Genomic DNA, 26,405 nt, shown 5'->3' with positions numbered 1-26,405 from the left:
TTGGCAGAACGTTTTTCACATACGAACGATAAGAAACGCTGTTGGGCGCACACATCTCTTCCGCCCCGTCTGCGGCAAACAACTTGTTTTCTCACCCACTCGCCCGTATCTCCTGCCTCATAAACAACCAATACGCGATCGCAAAGCAGATGAGAGTGGCGGCAATGAGCGCGGTCGCCTGCGGCCAAATGAGCAGCAAACTTTGCGAGAATGGCAAGGGGGCCGCAACAGCGCCGGCCGTTTGCTCCACCGTGACGATCCCTAGCGTTCGGACGTCCGGCGAAAGCAAGGCGGTTGTTGATTCATTGAACAAGTAGCTCGGCGACAATCTCATGAGACCAAGCACCAACTCTTGACGGCCGACCGCCTGCTCGACGGACGTAATGGCGTCAGACTGCAAAAACGATTTCGCAAATACTTCCACGATCATCGAGTAGAAAAGATTGAAAAACAACCAAACGGCCATCGACGACAACGCGGATGTCGCAGCCTGGCGGAAGACAACAGAAAACAAAATGCCGAGATTCAGCCAAAAGGCGATATACACAAGACATAACAACAAAAAGCAGACCATGCGGGCAAACTCTTCGAAAGTAGGCGGAATCCCCAAGACCAAAATGCCCAACGCCATCACGAGCAGGCCGAGCGAAAGAAACAAAACAGCATTCAACAACAGCGCAGCGACAAACTTGCCATTGATCACATAATCGCGCGGAATCGGCTGGGCCATGAGCCGGCTTAACGTCCCCCGATTCCGCTCCGAATTGATGGCGTCAAATCCAAGAGCGATGCCGAGCAGCGGCCCGAGAAAGCTGACAAACGTCAGAAACGAAGGCAACGTTCCGTCCGAGACGGTGAATAATTTTAGAAACAAGTAGGCGCCTTTCGCGATTTCCTTGGCCTCTTCCGAGGAATCCAACGCGTCCCGGATCGTCGTCATCGCCGTATATAGCGAGCCGAAGCAAGTGAGCAAGATGAGGGCGATTAAAATGATCATGCGCCAACTCGTCAAATAATCGGCCAGTTCTTTTTTGACAATGGCCGAAAAGGCGCTGTTTGCCCCTCTTGCCCGTTTCTTCTCATCAAGCGCACCCGCCTTCAGCCGTTCGCTCCATCTTTTCACATATGAAAAGACATCGTTTGCCCATCGCTCTTCCTTACTGGCCTTCACGTACATCCCTCCCTTCAAAATAGCGGTGATAAATCTCATCAAGTCCAAAATCTCGCCGGCTGAGATGGAACAGCGAAGATCCTGATTCGATGATCGTCTGGCTGATGGCGGCGCTCACATCCGTTTGGCAATACACATCCCATCCATTTTCCGTTTGCTCCACTTTGTTGACGCCCGGAATCGCCTCGATTTTGGACCGTAAGGAAGCGTCAAGCGGTGAAGCGACCACATGGATGACATAGGCATCCTGCAAAAACAGCTGTTGCGCCAGGCGCTCGATATTCCCTTCGGCCAACAACCGGCCGCCCACGAACAAGCCGACTCGGTCGCAAATTTGCTGCACATGGTGCAATTGGTGCGAGGACAATAGAACGGTGATGCCTTCATGGCGGCTCAAATTGCGGATCAGGCGAAGCAGCTCGCGCACTCCCTCAGGGTCGATGCCCAACGTCGGCTCATCCAAAATGATCACTTCCGGGCGCTTCATCAACACATCAGCCAAGCCGAGCCGCTGCCTCATTCCCCGCGAGTATTTCCCCGCTTTTTTATGGGCCGCATCAGTCAAATTCACCTTCTCGAGCAGCTCCCACGCCCTCTTTTCCGCCTCGGCGCGGGGAATGCCGTTTAACGCTGCCGTATACAACAAGTTCTCCAAGCCTGTCATGTGATGGTAAAAGCCGACATCATCCGGCAAGTACCCGACTTTCCGTTTCACCTCAATCGGGTTTCGCACCGGATCGATCCCGCATACCCTCACCGAACCGGACGTCGGTTCGGTGAACCCGAGCATCATCAAAATCGTCGTCGTCTTTCCCGCCCCGTTCGGGCCAAGGAGGCCAAAAATTTCCCCTTTTTGAATCGAAAGCGACAAATGGTCAACCGCCCGATGGTCCCCATACGTTTTGCACAAGTTGTCAAGCTCGATGACGGCGGGTGCTGCCATGCTTACCTCCTCCCGTATGTTTTGATCAAATAGTACAGCCCTCCGGCCACCCCAAGAATGATCAACACCGCCACCACGCCCCAAACGGTCGACGTTTTGACCGAGATGCGAAACGCCGCCTCCGCCGACGTTTCCGCCGTTTGCGCCTGGAAGTTGACGACATAATCCCCAGCGATCGCTTCATCCGACGCTTTCACTTTCGCCTTGACTGTTTTGGAATCGCCCGGGTTCAGCTGGGCGATCGTGCTTTGATCGAATTCCACTTCCCAATCAGGCGGAGCGTCAGCCGTCATATTGATGTTCAAAAGCGGAGCGCTTCCGGTGTTTTTGACGACAAGATCGATCACCCGTTCATGCCCCGCCGTCACATCGGTGCTTAAGTTTCCTGACGGCGTCGTCAGTTTGAGCGCATACGTGCCCGTAATGACCGCTTCTAACGTCAGCTCAGCCGACGTATCGCTCGTTTGCGCTTTGATCGGGATTTTGTACGTGCCCGCTTTCACATTTTCCGGCGGTTTGACCTCTACGGTAATGTCTCTTGATTCATTCGGCTCGAGTTTCACCGACGTAACGGAATTGCCTTCCGATTTGAACGTGACTTGCCAACCTTTTTCCGCCGCCGAACTTAACGCGTAATTTTGCGTCTTGGCGGTTCGGTTTTTCAGCGTGACATCATACGTGAAGCTCGAATCCGCGTGCCCCTCGAGGTTCGTTTGTTCCGACGTCAGTTCCGTTTTAAACGATCCTTGTTCCGTCACGCGGACAAGCAGCGGCAATTTCGATGAACCACTCTCCCCTTTCGCGACGAGCCAAAAGCGGTAATCCCCTTTGTCGGCATCCAGCGGCACGGTCACTTCCAACGTGACCTCTTCTTCTTTTCCGCCTCGGACGGACAGCTGCTCAATCGTTCTCCCCTCAGCGGTAATCGAAGTCGCCCATCCTTTCGGCAGGTGGTCAAACGAGAAGGTGACGTTTTCAATGTTGGAACCGTTGTTGATGACATTGACCGTATAGTCGATTGTTTCCCCCGGCGTCACGGAAAGCCCGGTGTATGGCGTGAAAAGAACAACACCGCTTGCCGCCGATGCCGGGCGGATCGGAAGAAGAAGCGAAAAGAGTGTCAAGATCATGGCGAACATCATGATGACCCTGCTTCGCACGACGTTCACTCCCTCCTTCTGTTTTCACTTCGTATACGCCAGAAATGGATCAATGGATTTGTTTTGCAGGAGAAAAATGAAATTGTAGAATAGATGCAGCAGGGGCAACAATTCCATCAAGCATGTGTCGGGAGGTGGGCAAGATGGAAGATCGACGGGAAGACATGGAACTGCTCGAGAAGATCGCCGAAGGCTCGCGCGCCGCCTTTGACCGTTTTTACGAAAAATACGCTCCGATGGTCTATCATATCGCTCTTCGAATCGTCGGCAACGAGGTGGAGGCGGAAGATGTCAGCCACGATGTGTTTCTCGAAATCTTGCAAAAACCGCACCAATTTGATCCAAAGCGGGGAAGCGTTCAAGCCTTTCTTGCCGTGAAAACGAAAAGCCGGTCGCTCGACCGCCTGCGCAAGAAACGGGATTTGCTAGTGAGCCGCCTTGAGGAAGCGGCTTTAAAAGAAAAGGGGGCGGAATTCTACTTTCTCCGCCAACTGGAACAACAAGTCATCCTCGATGCGTTAACCCATCTCCCCGAGGAGCAGCGGCAAGCGATCATTCACTTTTACTTTCACGGGGAAACCCAGCGGGAAATCGCCGCCGCGATGAACAAACCGTTAGGCTCCGTCAAGTCGCTCATCCGCTACGGCTTGCGCAATTTGCGGAAACAAAAAGAGCTGTTCCACTGGATGGAGGCTGGCAGAGGTGAAGAACAGCATGAAGCATAGCCATATTTCGGAAGCAAAAATCGTGGACTGGCTGTTAGGCATGCTGCCAGAGCAAGAAAAAGAAGACGTGTCCAACCATCTTAAGCACTGCCTTGAATGCCAACGCCTGCTTGAAGCGTGGAAAGACATTGGGCTTAAAGAGGCAGCCCAATATGAAGCACCGCCCCTTTCTCACAAAGAGCGAATTTGGGCCCAAGCGGAAGCGCAAAGACAAACAGCGCGCGCGCAGCGAAAGGTCCGCATCGCTTCGGGATGGATCGGCGCCGCTTTGGCCGTCTTCCTTTTCGCCTTGCGCCTTTCCGCTTCGAACGACGGGCCGACCGCTTCCCATGACGGATCGGATGAGCCATATCGATACCAGATTGTCGAACAACATACCGACATTCCAATCGAGCGAATCATCCATAATCCCAAAACGAAACAAATTCCGATTGAACCATCGGCGCTCTTTCAACAGATGGACGGCACGATTTGGATCAATGACGATACGAAGGAAATGCTGATGGAAATTGAAGGGTTGCCGCCGTTTGCGACTCGCGATTATCAATTGTGGATCATTTACACCAACAACGAGGTCAAAGGGGAACTGTTGACGATCCGCCACGGAGCGGCGCGCATCTTGATCACCGGCGAGGATGTCAAACAGTTCAAGCAAATTAAAGCGAGCCTCGAACCAAAGGGAGGAAGCGCGGCGCCGACCGGGCCGGAGACCTTTATAGTCGAGTTGGACCACGAATGATCTTTCAACATTGAACGCTCTCCCACCTACGCTTGAGCTTTGAGGTGGGAGATTCTTGGGAACACCCGCCCCACAGCAGGCTGTCCACCAAGCCATCCCCGTGCGTCCCACGGTTCTTTACACCTTCTGTTCTGTGGAAGCAAGAGGAAGAATGACGGCAAATCCCGATTCATCCCCCACTTACGCTCACGCGTGGAAGTGGGGGACTCGGTTCAGGATGATGAAAACGGGGAAGGTTCAGGCGGTTCCGCAACAGCAAGTGCCGCCAGCTCGGTTCAGGATGATAAAAACGGGGAAGGGCGCCTGCTCCTTCCCCGTATGTTTTGAACACACATCCAACATCCGCCGCATGCGCCCGGGCAACCGTCTCACGAACGCCGTAGCGCCGTCATTTTAAGCGGCCGTTTTTCACCGCCCTCTTACCGTTGGCTTCGCTCTTTTGTCCGCAGCGCCTTTGGAATGTAAACACAATACGGCTCGCTTTCCAAATAGTCTCCCGTCACCGCGTACGCCCGCGAGCGTGAGCCGCCGCACACATATCGGAACTCGCAGACGCCGCATTTTCCTTTATATTTGTCCGGATTGCGCAAGTCTTGGAAAATCGGCGAGTGTCGGTAAATGTCCGCCAGCGGCGTTTCCCGGACGTTCCCTGCTTTGACCGGCAGCAGCCCGCTTGGGTAGACATCGCCGATATGGGAGATAAAAACAAAGTCGTTGCCGTCATTCACCCCTTTCGGCGCGCGGCCGAGCCCGTCGACTTGTCCGGTTAAGCCTTTGTTCAACACGTCTTCGTAACGGATGCCGCCTTTTGCCGTTTTTCCTTCGCGCATTTTCGCCTGCAGCACGACGCGGCGGTAATGCTGGCCCGCCGTCGTTTTGATATCAAACGGAACGCGCTTGCTCGTTTCATACAACCAGCGGAACACCCGCTCATGCTCGATGGGGGAAATCATATCCTCCTCCTTCCCCCTGCCTGTCGGCACAAGGAAAAAGACGCTCCAAAGGACGCATTTCAGCTTCTCCACCAACGCCGCCATCTCGTTAAGCACATGAACGTTGTATCGCGAAATGACGGTGTTGATTTGCACGGGAATGTCGAGCTCATGCAAGTATTGAATCGCACGGATCGTCAAATCAAACGAGCCGCTCACGCCGCGGAAATGGTCGTGAATCTCGGCGTTCGGCCCGTCAAGGCTAAACGCCCAGCGCGACAAGCCGACCTCTTTTGCTTTGCGGATCGCTTCTTTCGTCACGTTCGGCGTCGCGCTTGGCGTCATTGACACGCGCAATCCTTTATCGATCGCATATTTCGCTAAATCGTACACATCCGGGCGCATGAGCGGATCGCCGCCCGTAAAGACGAGCATCGGCTGATCCATCTCGTAAATCTCATCGATCAGTTTTTTCCCTTCCTCAAACGTCAACTCGCGCGGATCGCGATGGTATTGCGCTTCGGCGCGGCAATGAAGGCACTTGAGTTGACAAGCTCTCGTCAATTCCCAAATCACAATAAACGGATTTTCATTAAAATCGCGCATTGCGGCCCCCTCCTTGGCCTCCATTGTACCGCAACATTCAGGCGCGTTATGTGATATGGATCACATTTAGACCTCAGCGCTCATCTTATCTTTCGATTAGCTCAACTGGAACTCCGAAACTGTGGTCAGCCAAAATGGAGGAAACTGCATCCCGTTCCTCCTTTGTATGATAAACAATGCGGATGAGCGCTTCATCCGCTTGATCTCCGCACGGCGCCTCCACCTTCACGCTTACTCCCTTTCCTACGCGCTCCAAGCGAGCTGCGAGATCCCGATGCTGACTCAACGCCTCTCTCACTTCCGATCGGCTCGGCAGTTTTCCGCATTCAGGACGAGCAACGTCCTGTTTGCCTGGGAACGGGATAAGCGACAAACCAATCCCCCCTCCCGCTACTAAAAGTCCGCCGACCAACACAATGGCAACGCCAATGCCCCACCATCGTTTTTTCGTCATCTTGATTCGCCCCCTTTCTTCTCATCTGCCATGCCGCATTCCCTTTAGCGCATGCTCAGCATGGGCGGCTCGCATCATTTTCTCATCGTGGGTCGCGACAATAACCGTTCTCCCTTGCTTCGCCAATAATTGAAGCAGCTCAATGACGCGATCGCCATTGGCCTCATCAAGAGAAGCCGTCGGCTCATCCGCCAAAATGACTTGTGCGTCTTTATAGAGAGCGCGTGCGATCGCCAAGCGTCGCTTTTCGCCTCCACTTAGACGGGCGGCCAGTTCTCGTTCTCTTCCATCCAACCCTGTTTCCGATAACACTTTGCGCACCCGCTCCTTGTCGCCGACAACTTTCGAACGAAACAAACTCGAAGTCATCGTGATATTAAACGCAACTGATTCTTCCTCCATAATTCCGTAATCTTGGAGAATGAATGCCGCATGGTGTTTCCAAAACAGCCGCCGCTGCTTCGCTCCCCAACTCGTTGTATCGACACCATCAATCAATACACGACCGTTTGTCGGCCGCAAAAGCAATCCAAGCACATGGAGAAGCGTCGTTTTGCCCGCTCCGCTTGGACCAACAAGCGCCGTCAAGGCTCCAGGGGAGCATACGACACTTTCGTTCTCCATAATCGTTCGCTCATTGATAATCATCGTCACTTGATCGGCCTCAATTCTCATGGCAGTCAAGCCTTCCTCCTTCTTTCTACAACTGACGCAGGGAGTTTTTCGCAAACACCCAAGCTGCCGCACCAATATGTACGAGCGGCAAAGCAAGCAGCACAAGCGCCCCCGTTAGACAAACCGGCAACCAGCCGTTTATTCCTTGCAACAGCATAATCAGCATGACCACGATTCCCCCTAACACCCACTCTTTCACGATTCGCCCGCGCGACACCGCCCACCAAGATGCCCCAGCAAGCCGAAGAGGAAAATCGCGTTTTGCTTTTAACACAGCCATAATAAACGCACTAATGGCGGAGGCAATAGCCAAGGCCGCTAAAAGACCAACAATCGATCCAATTCCATGAGGCAACAGAAAAAATCAACGCGCAAGCCATTGTCAAAGAGATCACCATCGCCTCAGCCAAAAGCAACACTTTACTATAGTAAGGCACGAATCCCAATCCATAGACAAAGCCGACATAAAGAGCGGCCAAGACGTCCAATATAGCGGCGGCCAAAACCATAGCCAGCAAAAAGTGGCTGAAATCCTCGCATTGGATGCGCGACGTCGGAACTCCCGCCAACACACGCAACGCGCGCCCTTTCGCTTTGACCGCCAGCCAGTATAAAGCTAATGACACCATCAGCGCCGAAACAGCCAACAGCGCCACACCAAAATCGCTTTGCACGATCAAAAATTGGAGAATGGTCAACAGAGTCTCTTCGTTCCACTTCTGATCGACCCGATGCGACGCCAGCCAATGTTTCAACTCGTCTATATGATCGGTTTTCCCTGTCACCAAATAATCGCCATTGGCAAACGAATGGGCCAACGCGCGGCGATCGCGGATCTCCGCATCTGGCTCATGGCCAAAACGCTGAATTCTCTTTGGAAAATCCCCTTTCTCCCCCACTTGAACAAAGATCTGTCCCGACTGATCCCCCCGTAAATCTGGCGCGATTTTCATCAATCCTAATTCCCATCGATCGCTCATTTCCCCCAACTGTTGAAACACATCTTCCTGACGCAAATCAGAATGGCTAAAATCCAATGTCACTTTCGCTTTCACATCCAGCTGTTCCGGAAAAAAGCGGTCATGGACATCCGAAACAACAATCGCTACGAAAGCTAAGAGAAGAAACTGCACAGCGGAAACAGCGACCACGATTTTTTTATGCATGAGCCTCATTCCTTCCCTAATCCATCATCCCCCGGAAGAGAAAGACCCCATCCCGCTCGGGAAGGGGTGAAAGAAAAGCTTCCAGTCAAACAGATTCATTATTTGCAAATTCTATAGTAATAGGCGTCATCAGACCATGGGAAATTTAGAGCCCCTTTCTCAGCAGCAGAGGTCAATCCTGCAGGGGTATCGACACTTCTTAACATCTCACCATTGTATACAACTGTTGAACCGTGGCACGAAGTTGGATGATCGTAATAGGAGCGAACCATAGCATTCCAGAAGCCATATGTCCATCCCCCTCACTTGGATATTAGCTTATAACATCGCCTTCTATTTTTTTACTCTTTCAAGTTTGAAACGGTTGATTCTGTACACTTCATCGCAAAGAACATCAATATCCTCTTGATTATGGCTAGTGAGCAAAATCGTCCTCCCTTCTTCCTTGAATTTCCGAAGCAAGTTTCGGATATTTTCAACGCTGTCAGCATCTAAAGCATTGAATGGTTCATCTAAAATAAGCGTTTGTTGATCTTCCATAATGGCTTGAGCAATAGCAAGCTTTTGTTTCATTCCAAGTGAGTAATGTTTGACCTTTTGCGTCGATTCTGGATTTAAACCGACCAACCTCATCGTTTGCTTTATTTTGTCATCACTGATTTTGTTTCGAATGAGAGCCAATGCTTTTAGATTATCAAACCCTGTCTTTCCCGCTATATATCCAGGCCGATCAATGATAATTCCAAAATCACTGGGAAATCGTTTATTGACCCCCAACTCTTCCCCGTCCACGATCACCCTACCGTGATCAGGGAATAGAAATCCACATATTAGTTTGAATAAGACAGACTTTCCTGAACCGTTAGGACCAATAATTCCATAAATTTTCCCCTTTTCCACTGCAAAATTCACGTTTTCAAAAATCGTTGCTCCTTTAAATGATTTACTGACTTGATCTAACAGGATATGCGGCAACTTACTCACTCCTTTTTAGAAATCGAGATCTTGTTTGGAAAAGACATACAGCAAGAAAACAATGGCGAAAACATTCCATAAGAATAGAACGATGCTGATGCGGTAAATCGAATCATTTGTAAATAAATACGCCATGCTATTCAATCCAGATGGAATAATTCCCCAGTTATTAAGACCCGGAAACATAAAGAATGAAAGTATAGCGAGCCCTACGAAACTATAAAACGTTTCTTTGCTCAGCCAAGAGATAAGAAACACAAATAGTACATAAAACGAAACTTGAAGGTAGCCGTTGACCAAAAAATGATAAAACACATCAAGCAATGTAACTGAACGATCAATAGAAACATGGAAATCAAAGGAAAAACGTTTCAACGAAGAAATGAATAAAGCGAGCAATGCTAAAGCGAATAAATATAATCCAATGTATAGCATGATCTTATGATACCATGCCCAAAACCATCGACTGATAGACTGATAACGCACTAGCTTGTAATACCCCATTTCTGACAATTCCTTCTGCAAATGCAATTGGACCAAATAGATGACCCCAAAATAAAGAACCCAATAACATAAAAACGACTTGAAATAAAGCGCTTGTCTGGAACCGCCTATAAACATGAAAAGAAACTGGTCCCAAACAGTTTGTCCCACGTTTTCTCGCATTCCGGACCATAATGCTAGGACAACCAAGACAATAAAAGCGGCATATTTCCAACTGTATCCTTTCACATTCAGATCCAGTCGATTGACAATCAATATGAGCAGGATCATCCATCCTATAACCATCGCAAAAGATCCCCATATATTGCTGAACTGAGCAGCCCCCGAATGCAAAATCAAGTAATGGCACAAATTAAACAAGGAATGGGGGGAAAGAAGTTTAAATGACACTACGCCATACACCCATATGAACACCGCGACAAACACGACAATGCCCTTGTTTTTCCACTTTACATAAAGGATGGCCAAAACAAGGTGAATACAGCTGACACTGAAAACAAGCAAAGCCAAATGCAACAACAATGCTAAAATGGGACTGTTTATGAATTTTTGCAATATTTGCGTTTCGCTTAGAGAAGCATTCAGCCTACTAAACGGACTCCAGCCAACAAAAGAAGGAGCACCGATTGACAAAACTAGGCTCACTGCTCCCCAAACGATTATGGATATGCTGGCACTTTGAATAAATCGAACTAGTGTCGCATACACCCAACTTCGATAAGAACCAAATCGTATCAAAACCGTATAATCAAAATCAGACATCATAATTGAAATAGAACGGTATAGAAAGACCGGCAAGATAAAATACAAAATAAGGTAAATATCACCAAAAAACTTATGCAACAAATCCCATTTATTCAACAATAATTTTGTTTGCAACGAAGCAACATACATGTGCTCTTTAGCCCTTAATCCATATATGTAAATAACCACTCCAAAGAGAATCCATTTGAATGTCAATAGTTCATCCACAAAATCCTTCCATTTGTTTACTACCCTAGTCATGGTGCTTATGCAACCTTTCCTTTAAATAGAACATCAATACCATCACCACAAAACATAAGAAGAGGAACGGCACGAATACTGTCCATAAAGGTTGCTGCGATATACTAAAAGGAAAAATCGTATAAGTAGGGGAAAATTGGTCATACCCCAAAACTTGGGTAATAAAGTTTCCCAACAAGTAATAAACAAATGGAATGGAAAGCGCTATAAAAGGCTTCTCTAAAATCATGACGAGCAACAATCCCATTGTCGCATACATCATTCCATTCAGCCCTACCCATAGTGAGTAAAGAACTCCATATGGCAGCGTGCCAAGGGCAAGCAACTGCTCAAACGTTGTATAAGGGATAGAATTCCCATTGATTGGATAGAAACGAACAATTCCTAAATAAGGTTCAATATACATAGAAAATACAAAAGGGACGAATACGATCAAAAAGGCGATCAAAAAAGACAGGATCGCATTGACGATCAATTTGCTAAAGAAGTAAGTCGTCAAAGGGATGCGGATACGCACATATGGAATAAAATGGTTTTTTTGTTCACTTGGAAAAGAAATAGAATACACAAGAACCATGATGATGGGAAACAGCAGCGGCACAAAATTCGAATTCAAGCGGAGAAAAAGATCCAATTGCCTATAGTAAACGTAGCCATCCTTGATTAACACAAATTGGATGACAGGCAGAACCAACACCAATGCAGCCCAAACGATGCATTGACGCCACGTAAAGACTCTCATAAATTCCACTTTCACTTGATGCTTCAACATGTTCCCCCACCTTTTCCAAGCTTGTTTTCACGTTTGAAGAGCATGGACCATCCAAACGATTTGGTTCATGCTCATTATAAATCAATTGCTTCTCCACTCCCCTTTTACTCTTACATCTACCAATTGAGTAAGATCCGAACTAAACTCAACTCTCGCATCCTTGCCTGCTTTGATCGAATTAGGCAGTTTGAATGGGCCCCCAACCGTTGCGATACGGACCCAAGGTCCAGTTCCTCCGCTATAAGAATACACTCTTGCATCCAGTGCTTTTCCCAGTATCGATACTTTCAAATCTGCTGACGCGCCGGTAGTCGACTTCGTTTGTTGAGGAGTAAACGCATTATCATTGAAACCTGGGACAATCACGTCATAATCATCATACGTCGTTCCTGCCTGAGCTACGCCTCCTACAGCAAGAAGCCCCGTTGCTAAAGCAAGCACGGCAAATTTCTTCTTCATTGAGCATCATCCTCCTCATTATTTCAGAGATCACCGGCCGGCTTCACCCTTACTGTACCAAAATAACATTGAAAAAACATCCGTATTTTCCGCAAATTTCATTGCGGAAAATACCTATTTTTTGAAATTTCGTTTACAGAGATTGATCGATATTGTAAAATTTTAACGAATGAAGTTGAGAGAAATGGCCTCATGGATCAAAACAGCACATCACTCATCCCCTGTAAAACTCCATGTTTCACCGCAACGTGTGTTCCAACCAAATGCGTTGCTACTCGCTGCGTTTTACGGGGGGAGGGGGAGAGACAATGGTGAAAATCAACATTTTGATCATAGGGGATCATGGCCTTGTCATGGATGGCATCCGTCAGCTTTTGGAACGCGAGCCCGACTTGGAAGTAGTGGGAGCCGTCTTCTCTCCAGCCGAACTAGAGAAGGAGATCGCTCACTTCCAGCCTGATATCATTGTCATCGATGCTCCGAGCCAAAGAGAAAACTACCTCATTTGGACAAAGAACATCTCATCACGATTCCCTGCAAGCAAAGTGGTCATGTTATCGGGGGATGCCAGCGCAGAATATGTACAGGCCGTCCATGAGGCAGGCGCCTATGCTTTTGTATCCAAATGCGATTCTGCCGAAACACTGATTCACGCCATTCGGGAAAGCTATCGCGGAGTGAAATCGTTCCCGACTGATCTTGCTTTCCATGATGGCTCGCCTCTGACCGAAATGGAGTTGGCCGTTCTCGATCTCATTGCTAGAGACAAAACAAATCGCGAAATCGGCGAACAACTGAACATCAGCAAACGAACGGTGGAACACCACGTGTCTTCCATTTTGCGAAAACTTCACGTCAAATCGCGGGCGGGAGCAGTCGGAAAAGCGTTTAGGCTCGGATTGCTTGAGTAACCACGTTTGGACAAGTTTATTGACCCGCCATACGCCCAAAAAGTAAAGGAGTGGATGAAAACGAATAAAGTCTTTCGTTTGCTCGTAGAAGATCTAGAACAGGAAAAAGAGAAGGCGGTCAAACAAGCCGAAAAACAAAAAGCCATCGAAATCGCGAAAAACTTGCTTGACGTTCTGCCTATTCACGAAGTCGCGAAACGAACGGGGCTGACCGTCGCCGAAGTAGCGGACCTGGCGAAGGAAATGGACCAAAATCAACCTCCAGTCCAATAACGCAAAAGAGCCGAGGCCGTGCGGTTCTTTTTTCTTCGCACTGTTGCCGTTTCATAAAATTCAAGGTCATCATCAAAAGGTGCACTTGACCTTTTATTGACAGTTATTGTACAGGCGAAATCATTTTTCACTTGCGTATCATGAGCGTCTTCCTGCATCAAGTGCATTTTGTGGTGAAAAGCCGGGAAAAAGAACCATTTCGTGGTCAAGGATGGCTCTTCTGATTGAAAAAAGTGTATGCTGTGTCTGCTTCGGCCACAATCCCCCCTTCACCGGTACTCTTCCTCCGTATTGACATTGCGCCATACGTCTCCATCCGCGGCAAGCTGCTCGGCATCCACCCAGCGGACGCGGGTGCGGTCAAGGAGCGAAATCATCCGCCGTTCGCCGGCGTCAAGCAGCTCGGCGATCACGGAACGAAGCCGACGATGGTATAGAGCGACCAATGGCTCTGGACGGCCGCCATGGAGCGGAACGATGGCGTCAAACGTCGGATCGATATGGGAAGCAAGCCGTTCCGTCACTTCCCGCCGCATGTACGGCATGTCGCACGGCAGGACGAATACCCAGTCGGCTCGGCTCTGTTCCATGACGGTGTAAAGGCCGGCAAGCGGCCCACAGCCGCGGCAGCGCTCCACATCGAGCAGCACCGGGATGTCCGTTTGCCGGCGGAATTCATCGATAAGCGACGGGTGGCTGACGATGTACAATTCATCGGCGACGGATCGCAACGCCGCGACGGACCAAGTGAAAAACGGAGCTCCTTCGTGCAACGCAAACGCCTTCGGCCGCCCAAACCGGCGCGACTGGCCGCCGGCGAGCACCGCTCCGGCAATCGTTTGTTTCATCATGCTTCCCCTTTCCGGACATCCATCGTTTGTTTTTACCGTACCATACCAACCGGCGAAAAAAAAGATTTCCGCCTGCAGACGGAAATCCCAATGGAGCGGATGATTTATTTTTTGCCGATGGCCACCCGCCATACGTCCGGCCCTTCCTCTAAGTACTCCCATGTAAACTGATCCGGACGCTCCATCATGAATTGGTATTGCAGCGGACGCGGGTCATGGTCATTCGTCAGCTCCATCACTTCCCCCGGCTTCAAACTGTCAAACAGCCGAAAAATTGCCGGATGGCGGTCGCGCGGCGGATAGTCCGGGGCGTGGATTTTGGCGGCAAATTGGTTCATAACATTGGCCTCCTTTGTAGTATAATGAATTACTGTAGATGAGCATTTTTCATTACAATAATTTCCATGATTAGAGAGACAAACAGGGTACCCCTTACGCGATACGGAGCTGTTTTTTGATCACATCAATGGGAATATCTTGCTTCGCAGCGTCATAAATGAACTCGACGACGCTGTGGTCTTTCCGCGACCGAAGAAGCTCCAGCCCGGCGGAGAGGTTTTGTCGGGATTCGGCGATGCTATACACGCAGGCCAACAGCACCACCGCCCAATACCGTTTCACCGCCCGAATGTGGCGAACGCGGTATCCATCAAGCTTCAGTTGATCTTTCGCCTGCCGGAAAAAGCACTCGATCGTCCAACGCTGAGCATAGTAACGCAAGATGTCTTCGTCGCTCAGCTCCCGATCGGTGCTCAAGACGACATGGAGATGTTCCGGCGCCATCGGCTGATCCGCCTTCCAAGCCAGCAGCACCACCGCGTCATCGAGGCCATGGATCGCCCCCTCATAGCGATACACGCGGTAACGCTCCTTCCCCACCGTGACGAGGCGGGTGTCTTCGGACTCGACATAGCGGGCGAACTGCTTGGCTTGGATGGCGATGCCTTTCGGGTAGAGAATCCGGTTCGTCTTGAGCATGGCGATGACATGGAATCCCTGTTTCAAGCAGGCTTCAATGAGCTTTTTGGACGGATACCACGAATCCATGAGCACATACACCGGCTGAGCCCGCTTCACTTTGAGCGAAGAAAGCATCTCGATGGCCAGGTCGATCTTGCTTTTTCCCGCTTTCTTGTCATACAGGCGGAACGCAAACGGAAACGCTTGTGTCAAGGTGTGCACCATCAGCCAAACGAGCGAATGCCCCCAAACCGATTGATGATCTTTATGCGAGTAGTGCCAGTCGCACCCTTGAATGGCGTGCGTTGCCCGTGACGAAGGCTTCGTTTTTTGGCAAATCGTATCATCAATCGAGACAAAAAGAGGCTGATTCTTTCGCTCGACCAGGCGCTCGATTCGGCGGAGGATCCACTCTTGAAGCTTCCCAAGCAGCCTTTCCTCATCCCAAGGGCTTTTCGTGAAAAAGTGACTGAGCGTCGTTCGATGATTCGGATGAAAGCTCCAGTGATGAATATCGGTCAATGTTCCCGAGAATCCCTTGGTGGTCAAGGCATCGACGATATGAATGAGATGCTTGATGACCGGTTTGGAAAGCTGCAGCGTCAACCCCAAAGTGAAGAAAAACTTGTGGATTCCTTGGTGATGTGCTAATCTATTCATGAGACATGAACCTCCTTGTGTGAATGGGTTTTGAGCACATCTATTTTACCCAAGGAGTCCGGTTCATGTCTCCTTTTTTGTTTGGTTGTCAATTTATGTTAGTGAATTTGCTCATCTACAGTGAATTATATACTTTATCATAACCGCTTGAACCTTGGGGGGGAGTGACGAGCGTCACAGCCCGAAGGTGAACATGTTCAATCCCCATGAAAGGAGAAATGGCGGTTGGAAGAGCTTGTTGGCTTTTGCGCGCAATGCGGCAAGCCGATCCATTGTCTGCATGGGTTTTTAAATGGCGTCGTCAGCCGAGAAACAGAGACGTTGTACTGCTTTCCGTGCCATGACAAGCAAAAGGAAAACGAACACACCACGCCGGACAAATGCCACAAGTGATTGAAAACGTTCACAAACGAAAGGGGGCTGACCCAAAAATCCACTAACAAGTGGACTTTTGGAGCCAGCTCTTTCTTTTTTAAATCGTACATTGATCATGAACCCGAGTTCGACAGTTTTGAGGTCATTTTAGGCAAATGGAAATGACCAAAATGCTGTTATATCAAGGGTTTCGTAATGCGGATCCTAGGAAAAAACGCCGAATTTCATAGGCACACGATTTATTCATTTTTTTCTTTTAAAAATAAAGTTTATACGTTATAATATAGGCATGTACATACGACGAGTCACACGCAAAAACAAGGATGGAACAACCGTTGCTTATCTCCAGCTTGCTCACAATGAATGGGATCCAAAGGCCAAATATGCGAAAGCGAAGGTGATTTATTCGTTCGGGCGCGAAGACGAGGTGGATCGCGCCGTCTTGGAACGTCTGGCCAAAAGCATTTCGCGATTCCTTTCTCCTGAGCAGGCTTGGGAAGTCGAAACGTTGACAGGAGAAGCTTCCGATGACTTTCAATTCCAGTCATGCAAACACCTCGGCGGCGTTTGGCTCTTGGATCAGCTCTGGAGACAACTGGGGTTGGGAGAGATTCTCCACTCCTTGTTTACCTCCCGACATCACCAGATTTCGCTGGAACGGCTGATTTTTGCCATGGTGGCCAATCGCGCCCTTCATCCGTCAAGCAAGTTGGCGATGGAGGAGTGGGTGGAGAAAGACGTGTATATCCCTCACCTTCCTCAAGCCGCCAGCCACCAGTTGTACCGGGCGATGGATGAGCTGCTGGCCGTGCAGCCGGAATTGGAACGTCAAGTGTTCCATGCTGTGGCCGATTTATTGAATTTGGAAGTCGACTTGATTTACTTCGATACGACTTCGTCGTACTTCGAAGTGGATCCCTCTGAAACACCGGAAGGAGAATCGCTTCGAAAACAAGGATTCTCGAAAGACAAACGCCCAGACTTGGTTCAAATCGTCATTGGGCTGGCTGTCACCCGGGAAGGAGTCCCGATTCGCGCTTGGGTATGGCCTGGCAATACCATGGACATGACGGTCATCAAACAGGTGAAACAAGACTTGATTGGCTGGAAGCTTGGACGTGTGATCAGCGTCATGGACCGCGGCTTTTCCTCTGAAGAGAATTTGCGAATCTTGCAACAGGCCGGCGGACACTACATTGTCGGCGAAAAAATGCGATCCGGCAAAGCCGCCGTCAAAGAGGCCTTAAGCCGTCGCGGACGTTATCATGAAGTGGACGAGAATTTGCACATCAAAGAAATCATCGTCGGCGACGGAGAAGCGCGTCAGCGCTATGTTCTCGTGTACAATCCCAGCGAAGCCGAACGCCAACGCAAGGAGCGAGAAAAGCTGCTCGAATCGCTGAAAGAGGAGTTAGAAGGGCTTCGCCAACTCCCAAACGAAGCCCATCATAAGGCGACCTGCCGGCTGCGTTCCCATCCGTCCTACGGAAAATACTTGCGCCAGTTGAAGGACGGAACCCTTCGCATCGACAAGCAAGCGGTTCGTGACGCGGAAAAGTACGACGGCAAATATCTCATCCGGACATCCGATGACACCTTGTCTGCCGAAGATGTCGCCATCGGGTATAAGCAGCTGGTGGATATTGAGCAGGCCTTCCGAACATTGAAGTCTACATTGGAATTGCGACCTATGTATCATCGCTTGGAAGACCGCATTCGGGCGCATGTGCTGCTCAGTTGGCTGGCTCTCTTGCTGGTTCGGATCGTGGAGATCCGAACCCATGAATCGTGGCCGAAAGTAAGGGATGAATGTGAGCGTCTTATGCTTGGACATTTTTCTTCCAAAAACGGCGACCTTTATCAACGAACCGAACTGACGGCCAAACAGGCTCAATTCTTTGCGGCTCTAGGGCTGGAGCCTCCTCCGAAGATCCTAGGCATCCATCCTCGCGCCTAGATACACGCCCAAAGTGTGCCCAAATGTCTCTCGTCCCTTTTGCATCAAGGGGCGAGAGGCATTTTGTTTGCCTAGTGACTGTCGAACTCGGGATGAACGATTCCGATTAAATCCCTTGTTTCTCCTATTATAAAGAAAGGAAGTTCGATTTTCTTAAAAACAATGTCGCTGCCGGGATTAACATGACCGTACGGGCTAAAACGCACTCCTTTTCCTGGACGGATACAAAGCGACAATGGACACAAAACGTTATTTTCAAATTTCTACGAATCATTTATAATATGAATGGGGAACGATTATCCTCATTTGTTCTGCGCTACAATCCCATCCCTTTCCTCAACCACTTACTCTACACGCTCGTTTCCCCAGTCCTCATAAAGAAAGGAGCGATTCATCATCACTCGCTTTTCCAGGACTGCTATATATCTTATTAGAAGGGAGGATTTCCCTTGGAAGCGATATTGAAACAAATTTTGGACAAGCTCCAAATTATCGAACATGAAGTAAGCGACGTCAAAACAAACATGGCAACGAAACAGGAACTCGAAGAAGTGAAGCAAAACTTCACAACAGAGCTTGAGGATATTAAAGCCAACATGGCAACGAAACAAGAACTTGAAGAAGTGAAGCATAGTTTCACAAAAGAGTTCGAAGACATTAGAGCCAACATGGCCACCAAACAGGAGCTCGAAGAAGTAAAACAAAGCTTCTCAAAAGAACTAGAAGATATTAAAGCTAACATGGCCACCAAACAAGAACTTGAAGAAGTGAAGCGTAGTTTCACAAAAGAGATCGATGACATCAAAGCCAACATGGCTACCAAGCAAGAACTTGAAGACATCAAAGCCAACATGGCTACCAAGCAAGAACTTGAAGACATCAAAGCCAACATGGCTACTAAGCAAGAACTTGAAGACATCAAAGCCAACATGGCTACCAAGCAAGAACTTGAAGACATCAAAGCCAACATGGCTACCAAACAGGAGCTTGAGGACGTAAAGAACAACCTAATGAAAGAATTAGATCATGTCAAAGCCAATATGGTCACGAAGCAAGAGTTTGCTTTCGTCCAACAAGCAGTGCTTGAAACAAATGAAATCGTTAAGAAAATAGAACAAAACATGGAAAAGCACGAACGGATTTTAGATCTTCTTTCTAGGCGTTCGATTGAACAAGAAGCGGCAATTTCCAGCATTCGTCTTATTAAGGCACTATAAGCAAGGAGAGAGCATCCCTCCCTACCTTTCTTAGGTGTGGCCGCCTTTTATAGTAAGGAAGAAACGTCTCCATCGGAATGCGCTTGACGATTTCGTAAACTACATGAGCCATATGATCCACTGGAATGATATCGATTGGCAACGTGGGGGGCCACGGTACACTCTTCAAAAATATGATGATATGTCTAAAAGAATCGCTCCTTTTTCGGTGATAGTGGTTTATGGTGACTCTATTCTGCCAGAAAACGAACGATTCTCTTCTATTTTCGTGTAAAAACGGGCTAATCCTAAAACGCATTCGCGTTTTGGGTCAGCCCGTTTTTGTTATTCTTCCTCCGCCAAATTCGCCACCGGCAGCTCTTCTCCCTCTCCATGCGTCGGTTTGCGCAAATGGAACATCGCTTTGATGGCAAAGACAAGCAAGGCGGCGACGCCGATTAAAAAGATCGTATCCGGAACGAAGCGGACAAGCAGCAAGTTTTGTACGACATCTTGTTGCAAGAACGAAGGCGAACGCGACGCCCAATAGCCGTGTTCAAACGCTTCTTTGATTTGCAATATCCCGACCGGGAGAAGCGTGATGAGAACCATGCCAGCCAGGCCGATGTTCAGCATCCAGCAAGAGAATTTCAGCCATTTGTCGTTCCATGCTTCCGGTTTGACGATGTTGCGCAGCGAGTAAAGAAGCACGGCGATCGCAAACATGCCATACACGCCCATCATCGCCGCATGGCCGTGGGTCGGCGTTAAGAATTGCCCGTGTTCAAAGTAGCTGACCGCCGGCAAATTGATGAGAAAGCCGAACACCCCGGCGCCGACCAAGTTCCAGATCGCTGTGGAGATCAAAAACCAGAATGTTGCTTTATACGGGAAGTTGACTCCGCCGTCGCGCATCATTTTGTACTGCTCATACGCTTCCAAAATAAGGAGCGTGAGCGGAATCACTTCGAGCGCCGAGAACACGGCGCCAAGGGCGATCCAGATTTCCGGTGAACCGTTGTAGTAATAGTGGTGGCCGATGCCGATCACACCGCTGCCCAATAAAATCGTAAATTGGAAATAGAGAGCCCGGACCGTCGATTTTTTCGTCACAAGCCGCATTTGCACGAGCAAGAATCCGATCACAACAACGGCAAACACTTCAAAAATGCCTTCCACCCATAAGTGGATGATCCACCAGCGCCAAAAGTCAGCCATCGTAAAGTTTGTGTCCGGTTGGATAAAGAACGCGAAGATGTAAAAGAACGGAACGGCGATGGCTGAGTAAAACAGCAAGTGGATGAGCCCGCCTCTGTCGCTTTCCCGCTTCAGCCCGCGTTTGACGCCGCGGAAGACGATAAACAGCCAAAGCAGCATGCCCACGACTAAAATGATTTGCCAAACGCGGCCTAGCTCAATGTATTCCCAACCTTGGTGGCCAAACAGAAACCATTCGTTTCCTAAATAGCCGTTGACGCCGAGCCATTGGCCGATCATGCTGCCGCCGACAAGCACGACAAGCGCCCAGAAGAGCAGATCGACAAGCAGCCCTTGCTTTTTCGGCTCTTGCCCGCCGACAAGCGGCGCGATGAAAATCCCCATGCCAAGCCAAGCGGTGGCAATCCAGAAAATCGCCAGCTGCAAGTGATACCCTTTGGCGATGTTAAACGGCAATAGGTCATGGATCCATTTGATGCCAAAGAAGCTGTCCGGTTCCGTATAGTAGTGGGCGAGCAACGCCCCGAACATCGCTTGCACGAAAAAGAGCGCGGCGACGACAACGAAATATTTGCCCGCTTTCACTTGCGACGGAGTAAGCGGCTGCCGCCACAAGTCGATGACCGGAAACTTCCCTTCTGCATACGCTTCTTGCATGCTTAACTGATAGCGGTGGAACACGTACAAAATGATCCCGATGAACAAAATCAAAATCGTGACGCTCGCGCCGCTCCACCATACCGCGGAAAATGACATCGTATTGCCGGCGTCTTCATAGTACGGCCAGTTGTTGGTGTATGTGATCTTGTCTCCAAGTCTTGGCGTGCTGGACAGCCAGGCGGTCCAGAAGAAAAAGTCGGCAATTTGTTGGATTTGATCGCCATCCGCCACCCAAGCACGGTTCGATTTTGGCATGTCACTTTCTTTGATCAATCCTTTTTTCAATCCCCAACCGTCGCCATTGGTGAACACGTCGCGGTAATAGTCGCGCACTTTTTCCAACCCGTATACTTGCGCATCCGTCAGGACGAGAACATCCGTAACCGGATTGTAGCGGTTTTTCCGCATTTCTTTCATCACTTGTTCGCGGATGATCGTTTTCTCATCGGCGGTTAAATCGGCAAACGGTTTGTGATACCGCTCTTTTGCTTTGTAATCTTGCATGCCTTCCGTATAAATTTTCAACGCTTCCGCCGTATAGTCCGGCCCCATATACGACCCGTGTCCAAGCACGGTTCCGTAATCCATCAGCCCGTATTTTTGGAAGACGGCCTGCCCGCCGATGATCGTTTCTTTCGTCATCAACACTTGGCCGTCTTCACTGCGCACTTCCTTCGGCCTTGGCGCCATTTCTTTAAAAATCCAATACCCGCCGACAAGCAGGACGGTAAAGCTGATCAAAATGGTGAAAATGAGAATCGATTTGAGAAAACTGTTGGTCGTTTGCCGCCCCGGCCGGACATTGGGGCGAACGGATCGTTGAACCTCCATGTAGTGCAACCTCCTTCTCGTTTGTTCGTCCCCATTGTAGCGCCCTTCACTTTGGCCGATTTGTGAGCGGGGGCAAACATCCTCTATGATTTATGTCACAGCTTTAAAGTGTGAGAATTTATACAATGAAAGCAGAAGGCGCCGAACGGCGCGGTTTTTCAAAAAAAGAAAGGCATCGATGCCCCATTGGCAGTTGCCACACTTTTGTCACATTTCCAAAGGAGAGAACGCCATGGCGAACCATTGGATGAAAGACCGTTTAAAAACCGTCCCGTTGTTTCGCGAACTGTCCGATTACGAGCTCGACTCGCTTGTCGCCATTTCCCACGTGCGCGTCTACAAACCGCGGACGTTCGTCTTTATGCAAGGCGACCCGCTCGAGCGCGTCTATTTCATTCATTCCGGCACAGTGAAAATTTACAAAACCGACTTAAGCGGAAAAGAGCAAATTGTTTCGATTTTGCAGACGGGAGAAATGTTTCCGCACGCCGGCTTTTTCTTAAAAGGCACGTATCCGGCTCACGCTGAAGTGGTCGAGGAAGCGACGTTAATCGCCATTCCGATCCACAATTTCGAACAAGTGCTGATGGCGAGCCCTGAGCTATGCATGAAGCTGTTCCGCGTCATGGGCGAAAAAATCGTCGACTTGCAAAATCGGCTTGAGGCGCAAGTGCTCCATAATACGTACGAACAAATCGTGCTGCTTTTGTTGCGGTTGACGCGCACGAACGCCGTCAAGCAAGGGAAATGGCATCGCCTCACCGCCCATATGACGAACCGCGAGCTGGCCAATATGATCGGCACGGCGCGGGAAACGGTGAGCCGCACGTTGAGCCAGCTGAAACGAAAAGGACTGATTGATGTCGATGAACACGGCTTTTATTTGATCGACCAGGAAGGGTTGGAAAAAGAAATCTTTTTCTAACATCCATGTGTGAGCCATATCACAACACCGGGCTTTGAAAATGATTATCATAGTAGTCAAAAAGGAGGAAATGCACATGCCTGTCACGATTGAACTCGATGTGCGCGAAGATTTGCGGCAGAAACGTGAGCCGTTTGAAAAAATTATGAACGCCATTAAGCCGCTCAAACCGGGCGATACGTTCATTTTGCACGCTCCATTCAAGCCGCTGTTTCCGATTATGAAAGCGAAAGGATTTACGTACGAGGCCGAACAAATCGAGAAAAAACATTGGAGAGTAACGTTTGTCAAACAGGGGGGAGACCGATGATCCTCGATAACCGCGGACTCGAGCCGCCGCAGCCGATGATGCGGACGCTAGCCGCCCTCGCCAAACTCAACCCCGGCGAAACGTTGACGATCATCAACGACCGCCGCCCGATGTTTTTGTACGAGCAGCTTGATGAGCTCGGCTACCGGCACGAGACGGTCGCACGCGAAGACGGCAGTTTTGAAATCCGCATTACGAAAGGATGAGCAACGTGTTTCCTACTCGCACGGGGACGGAAACAGACGTCCGTCTTCCGTTCTCGTTTATCATGTTCGCCCTGTTGGCGTTCGCCGCGTCGCAGCTTATGTTGCTTGGAGCGATTCCCTCACTTAGCAGCGGCGCGTTCCGGTTGCCGTTCGTGTGGGCGGCGGCCCACCTGGCGTTGCTTGGCTTTGCGTTGATGACGGCCATGGGGGCGATGTATCAGCTCGTTCCGGTCGCCTTTTTGACGCCGATTTGGAGCGAGCGGCTCGGCTTTTGGCAATTTGCGGTGACAGCGGCCGGCATTGTCGCATTTGCCGTAAGCCTGGCGGCGGCGCCAAACCGGGCGTTTCTTCCCAGCTTGTTGCTTTTGCTTGGCATCATCTTATTCGTCTGGCAAATGGCGATGACGTTAAGAAAACAAGAAACGAAAAATATCATGACGCTCTTTGTCGCCACGTCACTGTTGTTTTTGCTGCTGACGGCGGCCGCCGGAGGGCTGCTGGCGTTTCACTTTTTCGCCGCCAAAGGCGCTAACAATCATGAAGTGGTGTTCGGCTTGCATGTGCTGTTCGGGCTGTGCGGCTGGTTCACACTGCTCATCATAGGCTTTTCGTACAAAATGGCGCCGATGTTCTCGCTCGCCCACGGCTTTTCGCTGCGGCCGGCGCGTTACGTCTATGCGCTGTACATCAGCGGGATTGCGGTGGCGTTCGCCAGCTTATTCTTGCGAAGCCACGCATGGCTTGCAGCCGGTGCAGCCTTGCTCATGAGCGGATTCGTTGTTTTCGCCTGGCATATCCGCGCCATTTTGCAAAAGCGGATGAAAAAAACGCTTGACCGCCCGTTCCGCTTTTCGCTTTCGGCCATCGTCATCGGCCTTGGGCTGCACGTTGCCGCCTTTGCCGCCATCGTTGTCGGCAGCGGACGGTGGCTCGGCATCATCCTCTATCTTTCTGCGATCGGCTGGATCGGATTTAGCATTATCGGCTATTTGTTCAAAATCGTGCCGTTTTTATGGTGGACGCATCGCTACAGCGAAAAAGTCGGCCAACAAAACGTGCCGACGTTAAGGCAAATGATGAATGAGCGAGCCGTCACCGTCCAATGCCGCCTATGGCTCATCGCCCTCGCGCTGGCGGCCGTTGCGCTTGTTGTCGCGAGCGTGCCGCTGTTCGCCATCACTCAAGTGCTGTTGGCTGGATTAAGCGTTGCCTTTGCCGGAACGATTTTAACGGTCTTCCGAAAATAAGCGAATGAGGAGGAAAAGAACGATGGATGTCCGCGAACTTGCCATTCAACAGCTGAAAACAGTCCTTGATCCGGAGCTCGGCATTAACGTCGTCGATTTAGGGTTGATTTATGACTTAAAAATCGAAGATGGGCATATCAATGTCCTGATGACGCTCACGACCCCCGGCTGCCCGCTTCACGACTCGATCGCCGGCGGCGTCAAACGGGCGCTCGAGCAAATCGACGGCGTCCGCGACGTGCGCGTCCAAGTGACATGGAACCCGCCTTGGACGCCGGAACGGATGAGCGAAGAAGCGCTCCGGCAGCTTGGGCATTTTTCCTGAAACGGTCCACTTTTCCATCCCCTTTTAGCCGTTCGCCCGTGTTGGGCGGGCGGTTTTTATTTCCACTCTTTTTTTCGTCCATATCGGTCTACAAAACCATGGGCGGATTTTGGATTCTGCATTCCGAAGATAAAAACTCCCCTTTGCGCTGTTGCTTTTTGAATCATGATCTTCATAACATTAATCCCAGTATCGTTCCATCAATGATACCGACCAAGCAGGTTGCCTTACTTCGCCTTTGGGTAAGAACTCCTTCATAACCGGTTTAATATCAATAATAGGAGTGCCATCTATTGCATCTAATCCTCTTACCTTCAATGTTCGCCCTTTATGTTCTAACAATTCAACAGTTGTTAAACCTAATTTATTCGGTCGATTTTTACCTCTTTGAGCGAAAATCCCGACCTTTGGATATTCTTTATTATTTCTTGGATGCCTTGCCCCATATTGAATTTTGTCATCTGTAACTCGGTCAAAATAGAAAATAATATCTAAATGCGAAAACTCACTGATACCTTGTAAAGCTGAATCATCGATCCTCTCTGATAATTCAATTATTGAAATAACATTCCCCCAATGATCATCTTCAACATCTTTGCGGTTATTTTTAACAAATGCGATTGGTGTAATCGTATATTGCATCATATCCCCCCTGTTTAACTATTAAACTGCCGTTAGCTAAACTTATTGGCACGCTTTAGGGATGGAGGACTGACAACACAGCGCAAACAAAACGACACGGAACAACGGGCATTTCCGTGTCGTTTGCTTTTCTCCTCCATGAGACCCGCCTCCGGTTGGCGTTCGATCGGCTATTCAAGCAACACGTTCCACAACCATGCCATCAAAGGAACGATGACAAAAAAGGCGAAGGCGATGTATCCGACATATCGAATCCACCGGGGAAATCCTCGCCAATCGAGGGCTTCCCGCTTCATCGCCCCTCCCGCAGCGATCCGATCCAACTCTTCGGTCGGCGAAAACACCCGGTCGTCCATCCGTTGAATCTCTTCTGTCCGTTGCGTTTCATGCCTCTCTTCTTTTCGAGATCCCTTCATGACGCCCCCTCTTCCCCATGATTTTCACGAACAGACCAAAACGATGTTTCCATCCAACAGCCGCTATCCCCAAACATTCAACCTAATCAGCTGTGATGTTTTCCTCTTCATTATACCGTTTCTCATCGTCAGAAAGCATCCATATTTTCCACGCCT

Annotated in this window: 30 protein-coding genes and 2 pseudogenes; 12 read left to right on the top strand and 20 right to left on the bottom strand. The window is 49.6% G+C overall.

The features are described from left to right. Positions 1-91: 91 nt before the first annotated feature. From GYMC52_RS03800 to GYMC52_RS03790, 3 genes are read right to left on the bottom strand one after another with little or no spacing between them, the layout of a single operon-like run. On the bottom strand, positions 92-1,171 hold the full coding sequence (locus tag GYMC52_RS03800; protein WP_013523143.1) for an ABC transporter permease: 1,080 nt from the start codon (positions 1,169-1,171) through the stop codon (positions 92-94). After that, positions 1,158-2,114, bottom strand: a complete 957-nt coding sequence (locus GYMC52_RS03795; protein ID WP_013146105.1) for an ABC transporter ATP-binding protein — start codon at positions 2,112-2,114, stop codon at positions 1,158-1,160. Before GYMC52_RS03795 ends, GYMC52_RS03800 begins: the two co-directional genes overlap by 14 nt. Positions 2,115-2,116: 2 nt before the next feature. Further along, positions 2,117-3,283, bottom strand: a complete 1,167-nt coding sequence (locus GYMC52_RS03790; protein ID WP_013146106.1) for an NEW3 domain-containing protein — start codon at positions 3,281-3,283, stop codon at positions 2,117-2,119. 134 nt (positions 3,284-3,417) lie between these two features. On the opposite strand from GYMC52_RS03790, the gene GYMC52_RS03785 reads away from it, so the two are divergent. Together GYMC52_RS03785 and GYMC52_RS03780 are read left to right on the top strand one after the other, a co-directional pair. Next, a complete protein-coding gene (locus tag GYMC52_RS03785) occupies positions 3,418-3,999 on the top strand; it encodes a sigma-70 family RNA polymerase sigma factor (RefSeq protein WP_013146107.1) in 582 nt (193 codons plus the stop codon). After that, complete coding sequence (locus GYMC52_RS03780) at positions 3,989-4,738, top strand: anti-sigma factor (RefSeq protein WP_173346433.1); 750 nt, start codon at positions 3,989-3,991, stop codon at positions 4,736-4,738. The genes GYMC52_RS03785 and GYMC52_RS03780 overlap by 11 nt, the downstream gene beginning before the upstream one ends. A gap of 419 nt (positions 4,739-5,157) precedes the next feature. Here the strand turns inward: GYMC52_RS03780 and GYMC52_RS03775 are convergent, their stop codons facing one another. The 10 genes and pseudogenes from GYMC52_RS03775 to GYMC52_RS03740 all read right to left on the bottom strand — a co-directional run bounded on the left by GYMC52_RS03775 (position 5,158) and on the right by GYMC52_RS03740 (position 12,286). After that, entirely contained in the window at positions 5,158-6,276 is a 1,119-nt protein-coding gene (locus GYMC52_RS03775) for a TIGR04053 family radical SAM/SPASM domain-containing protein (protein WP_013523141.1), read from the bottom strand. Positions 6,277-6,361: 85 nt separating this feature from the next. Continuing rightward, a complete protein-coding gene (locus tag GYMC52_RS03770) occupies positions 6,362-6,730 on the bottom strand; it encodes a hypothetical protein (protein WP_013146110.1) in 369 nt (122 codons plus the stop codon). Between the two features lie 21 nt (positions 6,731-6,751). Next, complete coding sequence (locus GYMC52_RS03765) at positions 6,752-7,405, bottom strand: ABC transporter ATP-binding protein (RefSeq protein ID WP_041469364.1); 654 nt, start codon at positions 7,403-7,405, stop codon at positions 6,752-6,754. 25 nt (positions 7,406-7,430) lie between these two features. Beyond that, positions 7,431-7,685, bottom strand: a complete 255-nt coding sequence (locus GYMC52_RS19925) for a hypothetical protein (RefSeq protein ID WP_230982741.1) — start codon at positions 7,683-7,685, stop codon at positions 7,431-7,433. A 10-nt stretch (positions 7,686-7,695) separates the two neighbouring features. After that, the gene (locus GYMC52_RS03760) at positions 7,696-8,571 is read right to left on the bottom strand and encodes a hypothetical protein (protein ID WP_230982740.1); all 876 of its coding nucleotides are present in this window, start codon (positions 8,569-8,571) and stop codon (positions 7,696-7,698) included. 98 nt (positions 8,572-8,669) lie between these two features. Beyond that, positions 8,670-8,861: pseudogene (locus GYMC52_RS18405) on the bottom strand (lactococcin 972 family bacteriocin); the annotation flags it as partial. Positions 8,862-8,904: 43 nt separating this feature from the next. Then, positions 8,905-9,546 (bottom strand): ABC transporter ATP-binding protein, encoded by a 642-nt coding sequence (locus GYMC52_RS03755; RefSeq protein ID WP_013523139.1) that lies wholly within the window; start codon positions 9,544-9,546, stop codon positions 8,905-8,907. 15 nt (positions 9,547-9,561) lie between these two features. Further along, the gene (locus GYMC52_RS03750; RefSeq protein ID WP_013523138.1) at positions 9,562-11,055 is read right to left on the bottom strand and encodes a hypothetical protein; all 1,494 of its coding nucleotides are present in this window, start codon (positions 11,053-11,055) and stop codon (positions 9,562-9,564) included. Continuing rightward, positions 11,048-11,827, bottom strand: coding sequence for an ABC transporter permease (locus GYMC52_RS03745; protein WP_013523137.1), 780 nt, complete (start codon positions 11,825-11,827; stop codon positions 11,048-11,050). The genes GYMC52_RS03750 and GYMC52_RS03745 overlap by 8 nt, the downstream gene beginning before the upstream one ends. Before the next feature lie 81 nt (positions 11,828-11,908). Then, positions 11,909-12,286 carry a hypothetical protein gene (locus GYMC52_RS03740; RefSeq protein ID WP_013146116.1) on the bottom strand — a complete coding sequence of 126 codons (378 nt, stop codon included), beginning with the start codon at positions 12,284-12,286 and terminating at the stop codon, positions 11,909-11,911. Between the two features lie 308 nt (positions 12,287-12,594). On the opposite strand from GYMC52_RS03740, the gene GYMC52_RS03735 reads away from it, so the two are divergent. Further along, positions 12,595-13,197, top strand: a complete 603-nt coding sequence (locus GYMC52_RS03735; protein WP_013523136.1) for a response regulator transcription factor — start codon at positions 12,595-12,597, stop codon at positions 13,195-13,197. A 9-nt stretch (positions 13,198-13,206) separates the two neighbouring features. Continuing rightward, positions 13,207-13,470: pseudogene (locus GYMC52_RS03730) on the top strand (transcriptional regulator); the annotation flags it as partial. On the opposite strand, the gene GYMC52_RS19175 reads toward GYMC52_RS03730, so the two are convergent. From GYMC52_RS19175 to GYMC52_RS03715, 4 genes are all read right to left on the bottom strand, one after another. Next, positions 13,452-13,679, bottom strand: coding sequence for a hypothetical protein (locus GYMC52_RS19175; RefSeq protein WP_144319731.1), 228 nt, complete (start codon positions 13,677-13,679; stop codon positions 13,452-13,454). The pseudogene GYMC52_RS03730 and the gene GYMC52_RS19175 sit on opposite strands and share 19 nt — an antisense overlap. Positions 13,680-13,739: 60 nt before the next feature. After that, positions 13,740-14,321 carry a molybdenum cofactor guanylyltransferase gene (locus tag GYMC52_RS03725; protein WP_013523135.1) on the bottom strand — a complete coding sequence of 194 codons (582 nt, stop codon included), beginning with the start codon at positions 14,319-14,321 and terminating at the stop codon, positions 13,740-13,742. A gap of 104 nt (positions 14,322-14,425) precedes the next feature. Further along, entirely contained in the window at positions 14,426-14,659 is a 234-nt protein-coding gene (locus tag GYMC52_RS03720; protein ID WP_013523134.1) for a DUF2249 domain-containing protein, read from the bottom strand. Positions 14,660-14,753: 94 nt separating this feature from the next. After that, on the bottom strand, positions 14,754-15,941 hold the full coding sequence (locus GYMC52_RS03715; RefSeq protein WP_012820547.1) for an IS701 family transposase: 1,188 nt from the start codon (positions 15,939-15,941) through the stop codon (positions 14,754-14,756). Positions 15,942-16,166: 225 nt separating this feature from the next. Between GYMC52_RS03715 and GYMC52_RS19700 the strand changes: the two genes are divergently transcribed. From GYMC52_RS19700 to GYMC52_RS03705, 3 genes are all read left to right on the top strand, one after another. Next, positions 16,167-16,334 (top strand): hypothetical protein, encoded by a 168-nt coding sequence (locus GYMC52_RS19700; protein ID WP_013146120.1) that lies wholly within the window; start codon positions 16,167-16,169, stop codon positions 16,332-16,334. 271 nt (positions 16,335-16,605) lie between these two features. Beyond that, a complete protein-coding gene (locus tag GYMC52_RS03710; RefSeq protein WP_013523133.1) occupies positions 16,606-18,273 on the top strand; it encodes an IS1634 family transposase in 1,668 nt (555 codons plus the stop codon). Positions 18,274-18,722: 449 nt separating this feature from the next. Then, positions 18,723-19,490, top strand: coding sequence for a hypothetical protein (locus tag GYMC52_RS03705; RefSeq protein ID WP_013523131.1), 768 nt, complete (start codon positions 18,723-18,725; stop codon positions 19,488-19,490). Between the two features lie 324 nt (positions 19,491-19,814). Here the strand turns inward: GYMC52_RS03705 and GYMC52_RS03695 are convergent, their stop codons facing one another. Next, positions 19,815-22,178, bottom strand: a complete 2,364-nt coding sequence (locus tag GYMC52_RS03695) for a nitric-oxide reductase large subunit (protein ID WP_013523130.1) — start codon at positions 22,176-22,178, stop codon at positions 19,815-19,817. A gap of 232 nt (positions 22,179-22,410) precedes the next feature. Here GYMC52_RS03695 and GYMC52_RS03690 point away from each other — a divergent pair, with 232 nt between their 5' ends. The 5 genes from GYMC52_RS03690 (at position 22,411) to GYMC52_RS03670 (ending at position 25,191) form a co-directional block, all read left to right on the top strand. Next, a complete protein-coding gene (locus tag GYMC52_RS03690; protein ID WP_013523129.1) occupies positions 22,411-23,103 on the top strand; it encodes a Crp/Fnr family transcriptional regulator in 693 nt (230 codons plus the stop codon). 76 nt (positions 23,104-23,179) lie between these two features. Continuing rightward, complete coding sequence (locus GYMC52_RS03685; protein WP_013523128.1) at positions 23,180-23,413, top strand: DUF2249 domain-containing protein; 234 nt, start codon at positions 23,180-23,182, stop codon at positions 23,411-23,413. Continuing rightward, positions 23,410-23,619, top strand: coding sequence for a DUF2249 domain-containing protein (locus GYMC52_RS03680; RefSeq protein ID WP_013146125.1), 210 nt, complete (start codon positions 23,410-23,412; stop codon positions 23,617-23,619). The genes GYMC52_RS03685 and GYMC52_RS03680 overlap by 4 nt, the downstream gene beginning before the upstream one ends. Then, positions 23,616-24,866: a hypothetical protein gene (locus GYMC52_RS03675; protein ID WP_013523127.1), complete on the top strand. Its 1,251-nt coding sequence runs from the start codon at positions 23,616-23,618 to the stop codon at positions 24,864-24,866. The genes GYMC52_RS03680 and GYMC52_RS03675 overlap by 4 nt, the downstream gene beginning before the upstream one ends. A 22-nt stretch (positions 24,867-24,888) precedes the next feature. Next, the gene (locus GYMC52_RS03670) at positions 24,889-25,191 is read left to right on the top strand and encodes a metal-sulfur cluster assembly factor (RefSeq protein ID WP_013146127.1); all 303 of its coding nucleotides are present in this window, start codon (positions 24,889-24,891) and stop codon (positions 25,189-25,191) included. Positions 25,192-25,371: 180 nt separating this feature from the next. Here GYMC52_RS03670 and tsaA read toward each other — a convergent pair whose 3' ends face one another. Beyond that, positions 25,372-25,833: a tRNA (N6-threonylcarbamoyladenosine(37)-N6)-methyltransferase TrmO gene (gene tsaA, locus GYMC52_RS03665; protein ID WP_013523126.1), complete on the bottom strand. Its 462-nt coding sequence runs from the start codon at positions 25,831-25,833 to the stop codon at positions 25,372-25,374. 170 nt (positions 25,834-26,003) lie between these two features. Further along, positions 26,004-26,249: a hypothetical protein gene (locus tag GYMC52_RS03660; RefSeq protein WP_013523125.1), complete on the bottom strand. Its 246-nt coding sequence runs from the start codon at positions 26,247-26,249 to the stop codon at positions 26,004-26,006. Between the last annotated feature and the right edge of the window lie 156 nt (positions 26,250-26,405).

The organism is Geobacillus sp. Y412MC52 (assembly GCF_000174795.2).
In the GTDB taxonomy this organism is placed as follows: domain Bacteria; phylum Bacillota; class Bacilli; order Bacillales; family Anoxybacillaceae; genus Geobacillus; species Geobacillus thermoleovorans.
Note: the sequence above shows the minus strand (reverse complement) of the source record. Positions and strands in the feature narration are given on the sequence as shown.